Source organism: Streptomyces sp. NPDC055749, from assembly GCF_053617235.1.
Map to the genome: position 1 here is coordinate 1 of NZ_JBSHFH010000035.1, position 15,868 is coordinate 15,868.

15 protein-coding genes are annotated in these 15,868 nt (G+C 67.6%); 10 read left to right on the forward strand and 5 right to left on the reverse strand.

All coding sequences use genetic code 11. The features are described 5' to 3' along the window. Nucleotides 1–42: 42 nt before the first annotated feature. Nucleotides 43–1,230, reverse strand: a complete 1,188-nt coding sequence (nadA, locus tag ACWGO0_RS24325) for a quinolinate synthase NadA (protein ID WP_453538769.1) — start codon at nucleotides 1,228–1,230, stop codon at nucleotides 43–45. A 242-nt stretch (nucleotides 1,231–1,472) separates the two neighbouring features. Between nadA and ACWGO0_RS24330 the strand changes: the two genes are divergently transcribed. Continuing rightward, entirely contained in the window at nucleotides 1,473–1,829 is a 357-nt protein-coding gene (locus ACWGO0_RS24330; RefSeq protein WP_007451212.1) for a HesB/IscA family protein, read from the forward strand. A gap of 93 nt (nucleotides 1,830–1,922) precedes the next feature. On the opposite strand, the gene ACWGO0_RS24335 is transcribed toward ACWGO0_RS24330, so the two are convergent. Then, nucleotides 1,923–3,356: a hypothetical protein gene (locus ACWGO0_RS24335; protein ID WP_453538773.1), complete on the reverse strand. Its 1,434-nt coding sequence runs from the start codon at nucleotides 3,354–3,356 to the stop codon at nucleotides 1,923–1,925. A gap of 134 nt (nucleotides 3,357–3,490) precedes the next feature. Further along, complete coding sequence (locus ACWGO0_RS24340; protein WP_453538776.1) at nucleotides 3,491–3,688, reverse strand: hypothetical protein; 198 nt, start codon at nucleotides 3,686–3,688, stop codon at nucleotides 3,491–3,493. 160 nt (nucleotides 3,689–3,848) lie between these two features. Here ACWGO0_RS24340 and ACWGO0_RS24345 point away from each other — a divergent pair, with 160 nt between their 5' ends. After that, entirely contained in the window at nucleotides 3,849–4,823 is a 975-nt protein-coding gene (locus tag ACWGO0_RS24345) for a carbohydrate kinase family protein (protein WP_453538779.1), read from the forward strand. A 21-nt stretch (nucleotides 4,824–4,844) separates the two neighbouring features. On the opposite strand, the gene ACWGO0_RS24350 is transcribed toward ACWGO0_RS24345, so the two are convergent. After that, complete coding sequence (locus tag ACWGO0_RS24350; RefSeq protein WP_453538782.1) at nucleotides 4,845–6,227, reverse strand: aminotransferase class V-fold PLP-dependent enzyme; 1,383 nt, start codon at nucleotides 6,225–6,227, stop codon at nucleotides 4,845–4,847. Between the two features lie 271 nt (nucleotides 6,228–6,498). Here ACWGO0_RS24350 and ctaC point away from each other — a divergent pair, with 271 nt between their 5' ends. The 4 genes from ctaC to ACWGO0_RS24370 all read left to right on the forward strand — a co-directional run bounded on the left by ctaC (nucleotide 6,499) and on the right by ACWGO0_RS24370 (nucleotide 10,985). Further along, nucleotides 6,499–7,467 carry an aa3-type cytochrome oxidase subunit II gene (gene ctaC, locus ACWGO0_RS24355; protein WP_453538785.1) on the forward strand — a complete coding sequence of 323 codons (969 nt, stop codon included), beginning with the start codon at nucleotides 6,499–6,501 and terminating at the stop codon, nucleotides 7,465–7,467. Then, nucleotides 7,464–9,200 (forward strand): aa3-type cytochrome oxidase subunit I, encoded by a 1,737-nt coding sequence (ctaD, locus tag ACWGO0_RS24360; protein WP_453538787.1) that lies wholly within the window; start codon nucleotides 7,464–7,466, stop codon nucleotides 9,198–9,200. Before ctaC ends, ctaD begins: the two co-directional genes overlap by 4 nt. Then, nucleotides 9,197–9,595, forward strand: a complete 399-nt coding sequence (locus ACWGO0_RS24365; protein ID WP_453538790.1) for a cytochrome c oxidase subunit 4 — start codon at nucleotides 9,197–9,199, stop codon at nucleotides 9,593–9,595. Before ctaD ends, ACWGO0_RS24365 begins: the two co-directional genes overlap by 4 nt. Before the next feature lie 130 nt (nucleotides 9,596–9,725). Next, nucleotides 9,726–10,985, forward strand: coding sequence for an Ig-like domain-containing protein (locus ACWGO0_RS24370; RefSeq protein WP_453538793.1), 1,260 nt, complete (start codon nucleotides 9,726–9,728; stop codon nucleotides 10,983–10,985). Nucleotides 10,986–11,042: 57 nt separating this feature from the next. On the opposite strand, the gene ACWGO0_RS24375 is transcribed toward ACWGO0_RS24370, so the two are convergent. Next, nucleotides 11,043–11,444: a hypothetical protein gene (locus tag ACWGO0_RS24375; RefSeq protein WP_453538796.1), complete on the reverse strand. Its 402-nt coding sequence runs from the start codon at nucleotides 11,442–11,444 to the stop codon at nucleotides 11,043–11,045. 187 nt (nucleotides 11,445–11,631) lie between these two features. On the opposite strand from ACWGO0_RS24375, the gene ctaE reads away from it, so the two are divergent. The 4 genes from ctaE to qcrB are packed head-to-tail and all read left to right on the forward strand — an operon-like array spanning nucleotide 11,632 to nucleotide 15,788. Continuing rightward, nucleotides 11,632–12,252, forward strand: a complete 621-nt coding sequence (gene ctaE / locus ACWGO0_RS24380; RefSeq protein WP_266807862.1) for an aa3-type cytochrome oxidase subunit III — start codon at nucleotides 11,632–11,634, stop codon at nucleotides 12,250–12,252. A gap of 55 nt (nucleotides 12,253–12,307) precedes the next feature. Next, the gene (gene qcrC, locus ACWGO0_RS24385; RefSeq protein WP_453538799.1) at nucleotides 12,308–13,117 is read left to right on the forward strand and encodes a cytochrome bc1 complex diheme cytochrome c subunit; all 810 of its coding nucleotides are present in this window, start codon (nucleotides 12,308–12,310) and stop codon (nucleotides 13,115–13,117) included. After that, nucleotides 13,114–14,166 (forward strand): cytochrome bc1 complex Rieske iron-sulfur subunit, encoded by a 1,053-nt coding sequence (gene qcrA / locus ACWGO0_RS24390; protein ID WP_453538802.1) that lies wholly within the window; start codon nucleotides 13,114–13,116, stop codon nucleotides 14,164–14,166. Before qcrC ends, qcrA begins: the two co-directional genes overlap by 4 nt. Continuing rightward, nucleotides 14,163–15,788: a cytochrome bc1 complex cytochrome b subunit gene (gene qcrB, locus ACWGO0_RS24395; protein WP_453538805.1), complete on the forward strand. Its 1,626-nt coding sequence runs from the start codon at nucleotides 14,163–14,165 to the stop codon at nucleotides 15,786–15,788. Before qcrA ends, qcrB begins: the two co-directional genes overlap by 4 nt. Nucleotides 15,789–15,868: the final 80 nt, after the last annotated feature.

Sequence of the window (15,868 nt, forward strand, 5' to 3'; positions counted from 1 at the left end):
GTCTCGACGGTGCCGGGGCCCTCGTGTCAGTGCGGGGCCGCCCTACGGCAGCGCCAGCATCCGCTCCAGCGCCAGCTTCGCGTACTTCTCCGTCTCCGGATCGACCACGATCCGGTTGACCAGGTTGCCCTCGGCCAGCGACTCCAGCGTCCACACCAGGTGCGGCAGGTCGATCCGGTTCATCGTCGAGCAGAAGCAGACCGTCTTGTCGAGGAAGACGACCTCCTTGTCCTCGGCCGCGAACCGGTTGGCGAGGCGCCGCACCAGGTTCAGCTCGGTGCCGATCGCCCACTTCGAGCCGGCCGGGGCCGCCTCCAGCGCCTTGATGATGTACTCCGTCGAGCCGACGTAGTCCGCGGCCTCCACGACCTCGTGCTTGCACTCCGGGTGCACCAGCACGTTGACGCCCGGTATGCGCTCACGCACATCGTTGACGGACTCCACCGAGAAGCGCCCGTGCACCGAGCAGTGCCCGCGCCACAGGATCATCTTCGCGTTGCGGAGCTCCTCGGCGGTCAAACCGCCGTTCGGCTTGTGCGGGTTGTAGAGGACGCAGTCCTCCAGGGTCATGCCCATGTCCCGTACGGCCGTGTTACGGCCCAGGTGCTGGTCCGGCAGGAAGAGAATCTTCTCGCCCTGCTCGAAGGCCCACTCCAGGGCCCGCTTCGCGTTCGACGAGGTACAGATCGTGCCGCCGTGCCTGCCGGTGAAGGCCTTGATGTCGGCCGAGGAGTTCATGTACGAGACGGGCACGACCTGCTCGGCGACGCCGGCCTCGGTCAGCACGTCCCAGCACTCGGCGACCTGCTCGGCGGTGGCCATGTCGGCCATCGAGCAGCCGGCCGCCAGGTCGGGGAGCACGACCTTCTGGTCGTCGCCGGTCAGGATGTCCGCGGACTCGGCCATGAAGTGCACGCCGCAGAAGACGATGTACTCGGCCTCCGGGCGCGCGGCCGCGTCCCGGGCGAGCTTGAAGGAGTCGCCGGTGACATCCGCGAACTGGATGACCTCGTCGCGCTGGTAGTGGTGGCCGAGGACGAAGACCTTGTCCCCGAGCTTCTCCTTGGCGACGCGGGCGCGCTCCACCAGGTCCGGGTCGGACGCGGAGGGGAGATCGCCGGGGCATTCGACGCCGCGCTCGCTCTTCGGGTCGGCCTCGCGGCCGAGCAGCAGCAGAGCGAGGGGCGACGGCTGTACATCCAGGGGCTGGGCGGTGGTCACGTCACGCACCCTTTCTTTTTCTGCGACTTCTGAGACAAGTTCTGCGACGAGCCTTTTCGTCTATTTGACGCTATCTATCATAGCTGCTTCGTGTCAGTTTGACGATGCCGATAGCGTCGATGTGACGCATCCCGCCGCCGGTGCGGTGTGCGAGCATGAAAAGGAACAGGCAAGCGCGTGCCCGGAATGAATCCGAGGCTCTGACGGTTGCAACGTCGGCAAGCAGTCCGTACAACCCGGGAGAGAAGCAGATGTCCGTATCGGACGAGACCACCACCGTGAGCGACGGCATCCTCCTGTCCGACGCCGCCGCAGCCAAGGTCAAGGGCCTGCTGGAGCAGGAGGGCCGCGAGGACCTGGCGCTGCGCGTCGCCGTTCAGCCCGGCGGCTGCTCGGGCCTGCGTTACCAGCTCTTCTTCGACGAGCGTTCGCTCGACGGCGACGTCGTGAAGGACTTCGACGGCGTCAAGGTCGTGACCGACCGGATGAGCGCCCCGTACCTGGGCGGCGCCTCCATCGACTTCGTCGACACGATCGAGAAGCAGGGCTTCACGATCGACAACCCGAACGCCTCGGGTTCCTGCGCCTGCGGCGACTCCTTCAGCTAAGCCCGAGGATCGCGGCACGACAGCGACACGACAGCGGCGGCGGTTCCCGGCATCAGGGACCGCCGCCGCTGTCGTATGCGCTCAGACAGGCGCTCAGGCGCGCGGTACGGCGCCGCCCGAGGCCGCGTCCACGATCTTCCGGTCGCCGATCGGCTCGTCCAGCGTCACCGTCCGCTTCAGCTCCTTGGCGATCATGATGCAGACCTTCTTGCTCTCCGGCTGGGACTCCGTGACGGACACCCGCACCTGGCCAGGGCTCTCCTCGGCGCTCGCCTTGTAGGTGCTGCACACGCCGCCCCAGAACGTCACCGTCAGGGTCCGCCCGTCGGCGCTGTACGAGGTGATCCGCCGGTCCCCGGCCTGCGGCGAGGGCTCCGGCTCCGCGAGGTGTGCGGGATCCACGGCGACCTGCGAGACCGTGCTGACCGGTCCGTCCGCGACGGGTCGCACCGTGAACAGCCAGGACGGCACGAGCGTCTGCTTCCCGTCCATGTACTGCGTGGCGAGCCCGAACACCGCCTTGTTCACCGTCATCTCGAACGGCTCCGCCGTGTCGCCCTGCACCGCACAGTCCGCCGGAGGTGCCGTCTGCTCGCCCTCCAGGGGTACGGGGGTGGCGCAGCCGCCGACATCGGGAGTGCCGCCGCCCTTGGACGTGGCGTTCAGCTGCTTCAGCGCCTCTGCCGCGCCGATCACCGGATAGGTGTCGCCCTTCTCCAGGCCCTTCAACTGTCCGCTGCCGCCCACCACTTCGCCGTCGGCGCCCACCTGGATGCCGGTCGACCAGCCGTACGTCGGCAGGCCGCCGATCACCGGGTCGGCGTTCACCACCCGTACGGCGCCCATCAGTTGGCTCGCGTCGAGGGCGGCCTTCTCCTGGCCCAGCGCCTTGAGCACGGGCGCCGCGGCCGCCTTCGCGGCCTTCTCGCTCACCGGGACGGTGCGGATCGCCCGCGTGTCTCCGTCGGCCCGGCTCGCGCAGACGGTCTCGGACGCGCACTGGTCGGGGCCGCCCGGGGCGTACCGGGCGAAGGTCCAGGTGCCCGGGGCCTGCTTGTTGACCCGGAGGACCGGGCCGGAGCCGTCGTTGTCCGTGCCCACCTTCCAGGCGGTGCCCTCCGCCCTGGGGGCACCCTCCAGGCCGAGTGCCTGTGCCAGCCTCGCCACGTCCGCCGCGCTCACCGTGCCCGTCGAGTGGTGGACGGCCGCCTTCTCCGGCCCTTCGGGCAGCTCGCCGGAGGCCCGGTAGACGATCCCGTCCCCGCCGGGCGGCGGTTCGCCGGGGGCGATGCCCCGCGACGGCTCGGACGGGCTGTCGGCTGGCTGGTCCAGGGAGAGCAGGGGAGGGGTGCGGTCCCCGCGGGCCGCCGCGCTGTCCTCCGCGGAACCGCCGCCGCCCGCCGAGGCGGCCCAGTACGCGCCGCCGCCTCCGGCGATCAGTACCGCTGCCGCCACCGATGCGACGGCGAGGGGTGAACGCCGCCGCCGTGGGCCGGACACGTCGTTGTCAGGTCGCTCGGTGCTCACCGGATCGCTCCTTCGACTGCATAGCCGGTCTTACCGCCTGTCCCCCGAGTGGGGACAACGGTGGGACGGAGCAGGGGAGCGTGCGGTTCCACGGCGGGGGCGGGGGAGCCGCCTCCGCCGTACCCGAGCCGCGCTCAGTCGCCGTACTCGGCCATCGCGTCGATGAGCCGGGCGGACGCGGGCGGCACCGTGACCCCGTGAATCAAGGACGGAGCCACCGGCGCCGTGGCAGTCTTCGTGGGTACCACCCAGTGCGGAGCCATCCGCGCGCAGTCACCGCGCAGCTCGGCCAGGCTCATCTCGGATTCGCGCGGAGCGATGTGCTTCGACATATCCGCACCGTACGCACCCCGGAGCTCAGGTATAAAGACCTACTATCGGGTAGTTTTCCCCTTTCGGGCCCGGTGCGGCGAACGGGTAGCGTGAACTGTCACGCCGTCCCGGAGGGTGCGCTCACGCGTTTCCTCCGCTTTCCGCAGGAGCAGCCTCCCCGTGCGCATTGCAGTCACCGGCTCCATCGCCACCGACCACCTCATGACCTTCCCCGGCCGTTTCGCGGACCAGCTGGTCGCCGACCAGCTGCACACGGTCTCGCTCTCCTTCCTGGTCGACAACCTCGATGTGCGCCGGGGCGGTGTCGCGGCCAACATCTCCTTCGGCATGGGGCTCCTCGGCACCCGCCCGATCCTGGTCGGCGCCGCCGGATCGGACTTCCACGAGTACCGCGCCTGGCTCGACCGGCACGGCGTCGACACCGGCTCCGTCCGGATCTCCGAGGTCCTGCACACGGCCCGGTTCGTCTGCACGACGGACGCCGACCACAACCAGATCGGCTCCTTCTACACCGGTGCGATGAGCGAGGCCCGGCTGATCGAGCTGAAGAGCGTCGCCGACCGCGTGGGCGGCCTCGATCTCGTCTCCATCGGCGCCGACGACCCCGAGGCGATGCTCCGCCACACCGAGGAGTGCCGCACCCGGGGCATCCCCTTCGCCGCGGACTTCTCGCAGCAGATCGCGCGGATGGACGGCGAGGAGATCCGCATCCTGCTCGACGGCGCCACGTACCTCTTCTCCAACGAGTACGAGAAGGGGCTCATCGAGTCCAAGACCGGCTGGACCGACGAGGAGATCCTGGCCAAGGTCGGCCACCGGGTCACCACGCTCGGCGCCCGCGGCGTCAGGATCGAGCGCGTCGGCGAGGCCACGATCGAGGTCGGCTGCCCCGACGAGGAGAAGAAGGCCGACCCGACCGGCGTCGGTGACGCCTTCCGCGCCGGTTTCCTCTCCGGTCTCGCCTGGGGCGTCGGCCTGGAGCGTGCCGCCCAGGTCGGCTGCATGCTCGCCACCCTGGTCATCGAGACGGTCGGCACACAGGAGTACACCCTGCGCCGCACCCACTTCATGGACCGCTTCACCAAGGCGTACGGCCACGAGGCCGCCGCCGAGGTCCAGGCGCACCTCTCCTAGGACCCGCTCACCGCAACCGGCTCAGTGGAGCCGGCGGACCACATAGGCCGAGCCCCGGTCCGCCGGCTCCTCACCCACGTACTCCTGCTCGCGCATCTCGCACCAGGCGGGGATGTCGAGGCGGGCCGCCTCGTCGTCGGCCAGGACCGTCACCGTGCCGCCCACCGGTACGTCCCCGATCACCTTTGCGAGCTCGATCACCGGGATCGGGCAGCGCCTGCCGAGCGCGTCGACGACGAGCGAGGCCGTCGCGGCGGGGGAGGGGGCCGCGGCGACGGGGGCGCCCAGCCGTTCCCGTACGCCGGTGACGACCCCGGGAAGCACTTCCAGGAAGCGGTCGACGTCGGCCTCCGTGGTCCCCCTGGGCAGCGACACCCGGACGTTCCCCTCCGAGAGCACCCCCATCGCCTTGAGCACATGGCTCGGCATCAGCGTGCTGCTCGTGCAGGACGAACCGGACGATACGGAGAATTCGGCGCGGTCCAGCTCCTGGAGCACTGTCTCTCCGTCGACATAGAGACAGGAGAAGGTCACCAGATGCGGCAGCCGGCGCACCGGATCGCCGACCACCTCCACATCGCCCACCAGCTGCGGCACCCGCGTCCGGATCCGGTCGACCAGCGCCCGCAGCCGTACGGACTCCGCCGCCGACTCGGCCCGTACCGCCCGCAACGAGGCCGCCGCCGCCACGATCGCCGGAAGGTTCTCGTACCCGGCTGCCCGCCCCGACTCCCGTTCGTCCGCGGGGCCTTGAGGCGCGAACCGGACACCCTTGCGTACGGCCAGCAGCCCCACTCCCGCCGGTCCGCCCCACTTGTGGGCGCTGGCGGTCAGCAGCGACCAGCCGGCGGGCACCGGCCCCCAGCAGAGCGACTGGGCCGCGTCCACCAGCAGCGGCACACCCGCCGAGCCGCAGATCCCGGCGACCTCGGCCACCGGCTGCTCGGTGCCGACCTCGTGGTTGGCGGACTGCAGACAGGCCAGCGCGGTGTCCTCGCGCAGAGCCTCGGCGAAGGCCGCAGGACCGACCGCGCCGGACCGGTCGACGCCCACCTCGGAGAACGAGCCGCCCGCCGCCTCGTGGGCGGCGGCCGAATGGAGCACCGACGAATGTTCGACCGCGGAAACGACCAGGTGGCGGCCGACACGCCGACGCCCCGAAAGGGCCCCCGCAATCCCTGAGTGCACCGCCCGGGTCCCCGAAGAGGTGAACACGAGCTCGTCGGGGCGGCACCCGACGGCCTCCGCCGCGGCCTCCCGCGCCGCGTCCAGCAGCATCCTGGCCCGCCGCCCCTCGCGGTACAGCCTGGCCGGATCGGCCCAGCCCTCGTCGAGTGAGGCAAGCAGCGCCTGGCGGGCGACGGGATGCAGAGGGGCGGAGGAGGCCGCGTCGAAGTAGGGCACGGCGCCACGCTAGCCCGCGACCGGCCCGCATCCCGGAAGGGGATGGCCGCACCGGCAGGAGAGAGGGCGTCAGATGGCCCCCGGAGGCCCGGATTCCATCCCTTCGGGGAGTCGGGCGGCGCGTTGGGCACCCTCCCCGCGCGACCCCAAATAGCGTCCAGTAGGGTTTGGTCCGCATAAACATCCAAACCCCTGCCCGCGACAGGGACGGCGACCGACCAGAGAGACGGGCGCGCCGACCGTGCGGGCGAGACTCTCGGGAAGGCGCTACGTGAGTCCCAACGGCTCCGACCGCTCGTCGCGGCGCCCGATGCGGCGGAAGCTGCCGCAGGTGCTGACTGCGGGCCTGGTTCTGGCGACGGCCTCAGGTTGTTCGTACAACTGGGAAGATTTTCCCCGCCTCGGTATGCCCACACCGGTAACGGAAGAGGCCCCTCGGATCCTCTCCCTCTGGCAAGGCTCGTGGGCGGCAGCGCTCGTCACGGGTGTCCTTGTCTGGGGGCTGATCCTCTGGAGCGTCATCTTCCACCGGCGTTCGCGCACCAAGGTGGAGGTCCCCCCGCAGACCAGGTACAACATGCCCATCGAGGCGTTGTACACAGTTGTTCCCCTCATCATCGTCTCGGTGCTCTTCTACTTCACCGCGCGCGATGAATCGAAGCTCCTGGCGCTTGAGGACAAGCCCGCCCACACGATCAATGTGGTCGGCTACCAGTGGAGCTGGGGCTTCAACTACATCGAGAAGGTGGAGGGCCAGCCCTCCGCCGGCAGCGAGATCCCCAAGGAGCTCGACGCCATCCCCGACCGGTTCCGCGAGGACTTCCCCGAGGGCGCCGGCGGCGTCTACGACGTGGGCGTCCCCGGTACCCGTAACCCGCAGAACGGCAACCCGGGTCCGACCCTGTGGCTGCCGAAGGGCGAGAAGGTCCGCTTCGTTCTGACTTCGCGTGACGTCATCCACTCCTTCTGGGTGGTGCCGTTCCTCATGAAGCAGGACGTCATTCCGGGCCACACCAACGCGTTCGAGGTGACTCCCAACCGGGAGGGCACCTTCATGGGCAAGTGCGCCGAACTCTGTGGCGCCGACCACTCCCGGATGCTCTTCAACGTCAAGGTCGTCTCCCCCGAGCGTTACCAGCAGCACCTCAAGGAGCTGGCGGAGAAGGGTCAGACGGGCTACGTGCCGGCAGGCATCGAGCAGACGGACCCGGCCAGGAATGCGGAGACGAACAAACTGTGAGCATCCTCAACGAACCTCAGGGTGCCGCGGCAGCAGACGACTCGTACGAGGACGAGCTGCCGGTACGGCGCAAGCAGCCGGGAAACGTCGTCATCAAGTGGCTGACCACCACTGACCACAAGACGATCGGCACGCTCTACCTGGTCACGTCGTTCGCGTTCTTCTGCATCGGCGGACTCATGGCGCTCTTCATGCGCGCCGAGCTGGCCCGTCCCGGCACGCAGATCATGTCGAACGAGCAGTTCAACCAGGCGTTCACGATGCACGGCACGATCATGCTGCTGATGTTCGCGACGCCGCTGTTCGCCGGGTTCGCCAACTGGATCATGCCGTTGCAGATCGGCGCGCCCGATGTGGCGTTCCCGCGGCTGAACATGTTCGCGTACTGGCTGTACCTCTTCGGCTCGATCATCGCGGTGGCGGGCTTCCTGACCCCGCAGGGTGCGGCCGACTTCGGCTGGTTCGCCTACTCCCCGCTGTCGGACGCCGTCCGCTCGCCGGGTGTCGGCGCCGATATGTGGATCATGGGTCTGGCCTTCTCCGGCTTCGGCACGATCCTCGGTTCGGTCAACTTCATCACCACGATCATCTGCATGCGCGCGCCCGGCATGACGATGTTCCGTATGCCGATCTTCACCTGGAACGTGCTGCTGACCGGTGTGCTGGTCCTGCTCGCCTTCCCGGTTCTGGCAGCCGCGCTCTTCGCGCTGGAGGCGGACCGCAAATTCGGTGCGCATATCTTCGACGCGGCCAATGGCGGCGCATTGCTCTGGCAGCACCTCTTCTGGTTCTTCGGCCATCCAGAGGTGTACATCATCGCCCTGCCATTCTTCGGAATCGTTTCCGAAGTGATTCCGGTCTTCAGCCGGAAGCCGATGTTCGGCTACATCGGTCTGATCGCGGCGACGATCTCCATCGCGGGCCTCTCGGTCACCGTGTGGGCGCACCACATGTACGTCACGGGCGGCGTCCTATTGCCGTTCTTCTCGTTCATGACCTTCCTTATCGCGGTGCCGACCGGTGTGAAGTTCTTCAACTGGATCGGCACCATGTGGAAGGGGTCGTTGTCCTTCGAGACACCGATGCTCTGGGCCGTCGGCTTCCTGATCACCTTCGCCTTCGGTGGTCTGACCGGCGTCATCCTGGCCTCGCCGCCGATGGACTTCCACGTCTCCGACTCGTACTTCGTCGTCGCGCACTTCCACTACGTCGTCTTCGGCACCGTGGTCTTCGCGATGTTCTCCGGATTCCACTTCTGGTGGCCGAAGTTCACGGGCAAGATGCTGGACGAGCGGCTCGGCAAGATCACGTTCTGGACGCTGTTCGTGGGCTTCCACGGCACGTTCCTGGTGCAGCACTGGCTCGGTGCCGAGGGCATGCCGCGGCGTTACGCGGACTACCTCGACGCGGACGGCTTCACCGCCCTGAACACGATCTCGACGATCTCCTCGTTCGTCCTCGGACTGTCGATCCTGCCGTTCTTCTACAACGTGTGGAAGACCGCCAAGTACGGCAAGAAGATCGAGGTCGACGACCCGTGGGGTTACGGCCGTTCGCTGGAGTGGGCCACTTCCTGCCCGCCGCCGCGGCACAACTTCCTCACGCTGCCGCGGATCCGTTCCGAATCCCCGGCGTTCGACCTGCACCACCCGGAGATCGCGGCGCTCGAACAGCTTGAGCACCACTCCGACGCCGACAAGGCTCTCGCCGGTGGCAAGGAGGCAGGCAAGTGAAGATCCAGGGCAAGCTGTTCATCTGGCTGAGCGTCTTCATCCTCGCCATGGCCGTCACGTACGGCGTGTGGTCGAAGGAGCCGGTCGGCACCACCGCACTGGTCCTGTCCTTCGGACTTTCCATCATGATCGGCTTCTACCTGGCCTTCACGGCCAACCGGGTCGACGCGATGGCCCAGGACAACAAGGAAGCCGACGTCGCGGACGAGGCCGGCGAGGTGGGGTTCTTCTCCCCGCACAGCTGGCAGCCGCTCTCGCTGGCCATCGGTGGCGCCTTCGCCTTCATGGGCGTCATCTTCGGCTGGTGGCTGCTCTACTTCTCGGCCCCGCTCCTGCTGATCGGTCTCTTCGGCTGGGTCTTCGAGTACTACCGCGGCGAGAACCGCACCCAGTGACACCGCACCACCCGTAGGACCCGTTCCACCTGGTAAAAGGCCCGGCCGCTCAGCAATGAGCGACCGGGCCTTTCGCTCGTTTGCAGTCATTGAACGCGCTGGAACGGATGAATCTTCTTACGTTGAGTTCATGACGCACACGCCGCGCATCCGCACCGTAGTGAGCTGCACTCTGCTGGTCGTGACCCTGGTTGCAGGTGCGACCGCCTGTGGCGAGCCCGATGGTCATCCGCTCTCTGCCAGGCCGTACGACGCGGCCGGGCAGGTGTCCTTCAACGGCCCCTCGGGCAAGGAGAAGGCGGACCCGGACAAGCCCCTCGAAGTCACCGTCAAGGGTGAGGACGGCCGTATCACCGACGTGACGGCCGTGGACGCGGACGGCCGCCATCTCGCCGGCGAGCTCGCCGCCGACGGGAAGCGCTGGCACTCCACGGCCCCGCTCGCGGCCGGTGCCCGGTACACCGTCAAGGTCTCCACCGAGGACGAGGACGGGGCCCCCGGCAGCCGTACGCTCGCCTTCGACACCGCCTCGCCCAAGAAGCTGCTGAAGGTCTCCTTCGGCCCGGAGAAGGGCACCTACGGCGTCGGACAGCCCATCACGGCGGAACTCAGCGCTCCGGTGAAGGACAAGGCCGCCAGGGCGACCGTGGAGCGCGCACTGAAGGTCCGGTCGACACCCGCCGCCGCCGGCTCCTGGTACTGGGTCGACGACAAGAACCTGCACTTCCGCCCGCAGGACTACTGGCCCGCCAACGCCACCATCGATGTCCGGAGCAACCTCTCGGGCATCAAGGTGACCAACTCCCTCTACGGAGCCGCGGCGAAGCCCCTGAAGCTCACCACCGGGGACCGGATCGAGGCCATCACCGACGCCTCGGACCACTCGATGACGGTGCTGCGCAACGGAGAAGTGATCAACACCATTCCGGTGACCACGGGCAAGCCCGGCTTCTCCACCCGCAACGGCGTCAAGGTCGTGCTGGCCAAGGAGTACTACGTACGCATGCGCGGTACGAGCGTCGGGATCGCCGAGGGCTCGTCCGAGTCGTACGACCTGCCGGTGTACTACGCGACCCGGGTCACCTGGAGCGGCGAGTACGTGCACGCGGCCCCCTGGTCGACCGGCTCCCAGGGCAACGCCAACGTCAGCCACGGCTGTACGGGCATGAGCACGGGCGACGCCGAGTGGTTCTTCGACACCGTCCGCCAGGGCGACATCGTCAAGGTCGTCGGAAGCATCGGCGACACGATGACGCCGTTCGACAACGGATTCGGCGACTGGAACCTGTCCTGGGAGAAGTGGCAGCAGGGCAGCGCACTGCACAACGGCACGCCCGACAGCACGGTCGGAGACACCGTCCAGGCGGCGCGCCTGCGCCCCCACGTCTGACCCGGCCGGGGAGTGCGCCGCCCCTCAGCGGAACAACGAACAGATGATCGGGAGCCCTCAGGCGCCCACGGAGAGCTTGCCCCGCAGCAGAGCGGCGAGGGCGTCCGCGAACTCGACCGGCTCGACCGGCAGGGTCACCGCGCCGTCCGCGCGGCTCCAGGTGGCCAGCCAGGCGTCCTGCGGGCGCCCGATCAGCAGCAGCACAGGCGGGCAGTGGAAGACCTCGTCCTTGATCTGCCGGCAGACACCCATACCGCCCGCAGGGGCGGTCTCGCCGTCCAGGACGCAGACGTCGATGCCTCCGTTGTCCAGCGCGGTCAGGACGGCGGGCAAGGTCGCGCACTCCACGAACTCCACCGGGGGCACATCCGACGCCGGCCTGCGACCTGCTGCCAGCCTCACCTGTTCGCGGGTGTTGGCGTTGTCGCTGTAGACCAGGACCGTGGCGGTCGGCTGCATTGTTCCTCCGTGACATCTGCGTCTTCGGGGCTCTCCGGGCATGAACCGATGCGCGGATCGTACTCCGACCAACAGCCTGTCAGCACCGGTAATGACACCGATTCGATGGGCCGTTCGGGGAGGACACACGCGGTTGACACACCGAACGGCACCCCCGGGAGTGAGGGCGGGATAAGCGACCGACATAATGTCGGTCGTGGCGACAGCAACGACAGTAGAAACCGGGCACGCGCACCCGTCGGTCAATCGACCGAACCTCACCAGCGTCGGAACCATCATCTGGTTGAGTTCCGAGCTGATGTTCTTCGCGGCCCTCTTCGCGATGTACTTCACCCTGCGATCGGTGATGGGACCGGATCACTGGAAGGAGATGGCTCATCATCTGAACTTCCCGTTCTCGGCGACGAACACCACGATCCTGGTGCTCTCCTCACTCACCTGCCAGCTCGGCGTCTTCGCCGCGGAGCGGGGCGATGTGAAGAAGCTCCGCACCTGGTTCATCATCACGTTCGTGATGGGTGCGATCTTCATCGGAGGCCAGGTCCTGGAGTACACCGAGCTGGTCAAGGACGCGGGGCTCTCCCTGTCGTCCGACCCGTACGGCTCGGTGTTCTACCTGACCACCGGCTTCCACGGTCTGCATGTGACAGGCGGTCTCATCGCCTTCCTGCTGGTTCTCGGCAGGACGTACGCAGCCAAGAGGTTCACCCACGAACAGGCCACCGCCGCCATCGTCGTGTCCTACTACTGGCACTTCGTCGATGTCGTCTGGATCGGCCTGTTCGCCACGATCTACATGATCAAGTAACCGGGCTCGCACCCACACACCATCGACGCAGAAGATCCTGACACCGGGGTAATCCGTGAAAAAGCTCTCCGCACGACGACGCCATCCGCTGGCGGCGGTCGTCGTACTACTCCTCGCGCTGGCGGCTACCGGGGGGCTGTACGCCGCTTTTGCGCCTGCGGGTAAGGCGCAGGCAGACGAAACCGCCCAGTCCCTCGCTATCGAAGAGGGCAAGAAGCTCTACTCCGTAGGCTGCGCCAGCTGCCACGGAACCGGCGGTCAGGGCACCACCGACGGGCCGCTCCTCGTGGGCGTGGGCTCCGCCGCCGTCGACTTCCAGGTCGGTACGGGCCGTATGCCGGCACAGCAGCCGGGCGCCCAGGTACCGAAGAAGAAGGTCATCTACACCCAGGCACAGATCGACCAGCTCGCGGCGTACGTCGCGTCGCTCGGCGCCGGTCCGATCACGCCGACAGAGAAGCAGGTCAACCCCGAGGGCGCGGACATCGCCAAGGGCGGGGACCTGTTCCGTACCAACTGCGCCCAGTGCCACAACTTCACCGGCGAGGGCGGCGCGCTGACACACGGCAAGTACGCCCCCAGCCTGGCGGACGTGAGCCCGAAGCACATGTTCGAGGCCATGCAGACCGGCCCGCAGAGCATGCCGTCCTTCCCCGACACGACGATGCCGGAGCAGGAGAAGAGAGACATCATCGCGTACGTCCAGACCGTGAACGGTGACGACTCGGCCAGCCCCGGTGGGCTGAAGCTGGGTGGTCTCGGACCGGTCAGCGAGGGTCTCTTCGGCTGGATCTTCGGGCTCGGCGCACTGATCGCAGTTGCCGTTTGGGTCGCGGCCCACACCGCTAAGGCCAAGAAGTCATGAGTAGCCAAGAGATTCCAGAAGAGATCCTGCCGGTCGAGCAGGACACCGCGCACGGCGCGGTAGAGGTCGCGGACGATCCGTTCGCCGACCCGGGGCTGCCGGCCCACAAGCCGCGCATCCAGGACATCGATGAGCGCGCCGCGAGGCGCTCCGAGCGCGCGGTCGCGTCTCTGTTCACGCTGTCCATGCTGGCGACGGTCGGGTTCATCGCGTCCTACGTCATCTTCCCGGTCGACAAGATCGTCTACATCTGGCCGTTCGGCCACGTGAGTGCGCTGAACTTCTCCCTGGGCATGACCCTCGGTGTGGCGCTCTTCTGCATCGGCGCGGGCGCCGTCCACTGGGCGCGCACCCTGATGTCCGACGTGGAGACGGCTGCCGAGCGTCACCCCATCGAGGCCGAGCCCGAGGTCAAGGCGCAGGTTCTCGCCGACTTCGCGGCCGGTGCCGCCGAGTCCCAGTTCGGCCGGCGCAAGCTGATCCGCAACACCATGTTCGGTGCGCTGGCCCTGGTGCCGCTCTCCGGTGTGATGCTGCTGCGCGACCTCGGCCCGCTGCCGGAGAAGAAGCTCCGCACCACCATGTGGCGCAGGGGCAAGCAGCTCATCAACATGAACACGATGGAGCCGCTGCGCCCCGAGGACATCGTCGTCGGTTCGCTGACCTTCGCCATGCCCGAGGGCCTGGAGGAGGACGCGCACGACTTCCAGACGCAGATGGGCAAGGCCGCCCTGATGATCGTCCGGATCGAGCCGGACGACATCAAGAACAAGCGTGAGCGCGAGTGGGCCCACGAGGGCATCGTGGCGTTCTCGAAGATCTGCACCCACGTCGGCTGCCCGATCAGCCTGTACGAGCAGCAGACGCACCACGTCCTCTGCCCGTGCCACCAGTCCACCTTCGACCTCTCCGACGGCGCCCGCGTCATCTTCGGTCCGGCCGGTCACCCGCTCCCGCAGCTGCGGATCGGCGTGAACACTGAGGGCAACCTCGAGGCGCTGGGTGACTTCGAAGAGCCCGTCGGTGCTGCATTCTGGGAGCGCGGATGAGTACTGCGACAGACGACAAGCGCAAGGCACCCGCCGGTGAGCGGGTGGCCGACTGGGCGGACGGCCGGCTCGGCATCTACGGCCTGGCCAAGGCCAACATGCGCAAGATCTTCCCGGACCACTGGTCCTTCATGCTCGGGGAGATCGCGCTCTACAGCTTCATCATCATCATCCTCACGGGTGTGTACCTGACGCTGTTCTTCAACCCCAGCATGGGCGAGGTCGTGTACCACGGCTCGTACGAGCCGTTGCAGGGCATCCGGATGTCCGAGGCGTACGCCTCGACGCTCCGCATCAGCTTCGATGTCCGCGGTGGTCTGCTCGTCCGGCAGATCCACCACTGGGGCGCGCTGATCTTCCTCGCCGCCATGTTCGTGCACATGATGCGCGTCTTCTTCACGGGTGCGTTCCGCAAGCCCCGTGAGGTCAACTGGGTCTTCGGCTTCCTGCTGTTCGTCCTGGGCATGTTCACCGGTTTCACCGGATACTCGCTCCCGGACGACCTGCTGTCGGGCACCGGTGTCCGCTTCATGCAGGGCGCGGTCCTGTCGGTGCCGGTCGTCGGGACGTACCTCTCGATGTTCCTGTTCGGCGGAGAGTTCCCCGGCTTCGACTTCGTCGGCCGGTTCTACTCGGTCCACATCCTGCTGCTGCCGGGCCTCATGCTCGGGCTCGTGGTCGCCCACCTGATCCTGGTCTTCTACCACAAGCACACGCAGTTCGCGGGTCCCGGCAAGACGAACAACAACGTCGTCGGCATGCCGCTGCTGCCGGTGTACATGGCGAAGGCCGGAGGCTTCTTCTTCCTGGTCTTCGGTGTCATCGCCATCGTGTCGGCCATCGCCTCGATCAACCCGATCTGGGCACTCGGTCCGTACCGCATCGACCAGGTGTCCACCGGTGCTCAGCCCGACTGGTACATGGGCTTCTCCGAGGGCCTGATCCGCGTGATGCCGGGCTGGGAGATCAACGCCTGGGGTCACACACTCGTCCTGGGTGTGTTCATCCCGCTGGTGATCTTCCCGCTGGTCCTGGTCGCGATCGCGGTCTACCCGTTCATCGAGTCCTGGGTCACCAAGGACAAGCGCGAGCACCACATCCTGGACCGCCCGCGCAACGTGCCGACACGCACGGCGTTCGGCGTGGCCTGGATCACCTGGTACTTCGTACTGCTCGTCGGTGGTGGTAACGACCTGTGGGCCACGCACTTCCACCTGTCGATCAACGCCATCACCTGGTTCGTCCGGATCGCGTTCTTCGTGGCTCCGGTCGTCGCGTTCATCGTGACGAAGCGGATCTGCCTCGGCCTTCAGCGCCGCGACAAGGAGAAGGTGCTGCACGGACGCGAGTCCGGCATCATCAAGCGCCTGCCGCACGGTGAGTTCGTCGAGATCCACGAGCCGCTCAGCCCGGGCCAGCTGCACACGCTGACCGCGCACGAGCAGTACAAGCCGGCCGAGATCGGCCCTGCGGTCGACGAGAACGGTGTCAAGCGCAAGGTCTCCCCGGTGGAGAAGCTGCGCGTCAAGCTCAGCAAGGGCTACTACGGCGAGGACAACCAGATCGCCAAGCCCACCACCGAGGAGTACAAGGAGATCACCAGCGGCCACGGCCACCACTGATCACCTGAACTGATCGCCACAGCGAGAGCCCCGTCCATCGAATGGACGGGGCTCTTTGCCGCCCTCCGGGCTGGATAAGG

Bases quoted from the DNA above. Each gene is read 5' to 3' on its own strand.
- qcrA (WP_453538802.1), top strand. From the start codon at position 13,114: ATGAGTAGCCAAGAGATTCCAGAAGAGATCCTGCCGGTCGAGCAGGAC.
- ctaE (WP_266807862.1), top strand. From the start codon at position 11,632: ATGTCGGTCGTGGCGACAGCAACGACAGTAGAAACCGGGCACGCGCAC.
- qcrB (WP_453538805.1), top strand. From the start codon at position 14,163: ATGAGTACTGCGACAGACGACAAGCGCAAGGCACCCGCCGGTGAGCGG.
- ACWGO0_RS24340 (WP_453538776.1), bottom strand. From the start codon at position 3,688: ATGTCGAAGCACATCGCTCCGCGCGAATCCGAGATGAGCCTGGCCGAG.
- ACWGO0_RS24370 (WP_453538793.1), top strand. From the start codon at position 9,726: ATGACGCACACGCCGCGCATCCGCACCGTAGTGAGCTGCACTCTGCTG.
- ACWGO0_RS24330 (WP_007451212.1), top strand. From the start codon at position 1,473: ATGTCCGTATCGGACGAGACCACCACCGTGAGCGACGGCATCCTCCTG.
- ACWGO0_RS24375 (WP_453538796.1), bottom strand. From the start codon at position 11,444: ATGCAGCCGACCGCCACGGTCCTGGTCTACAGCGACAACGCCAACACC.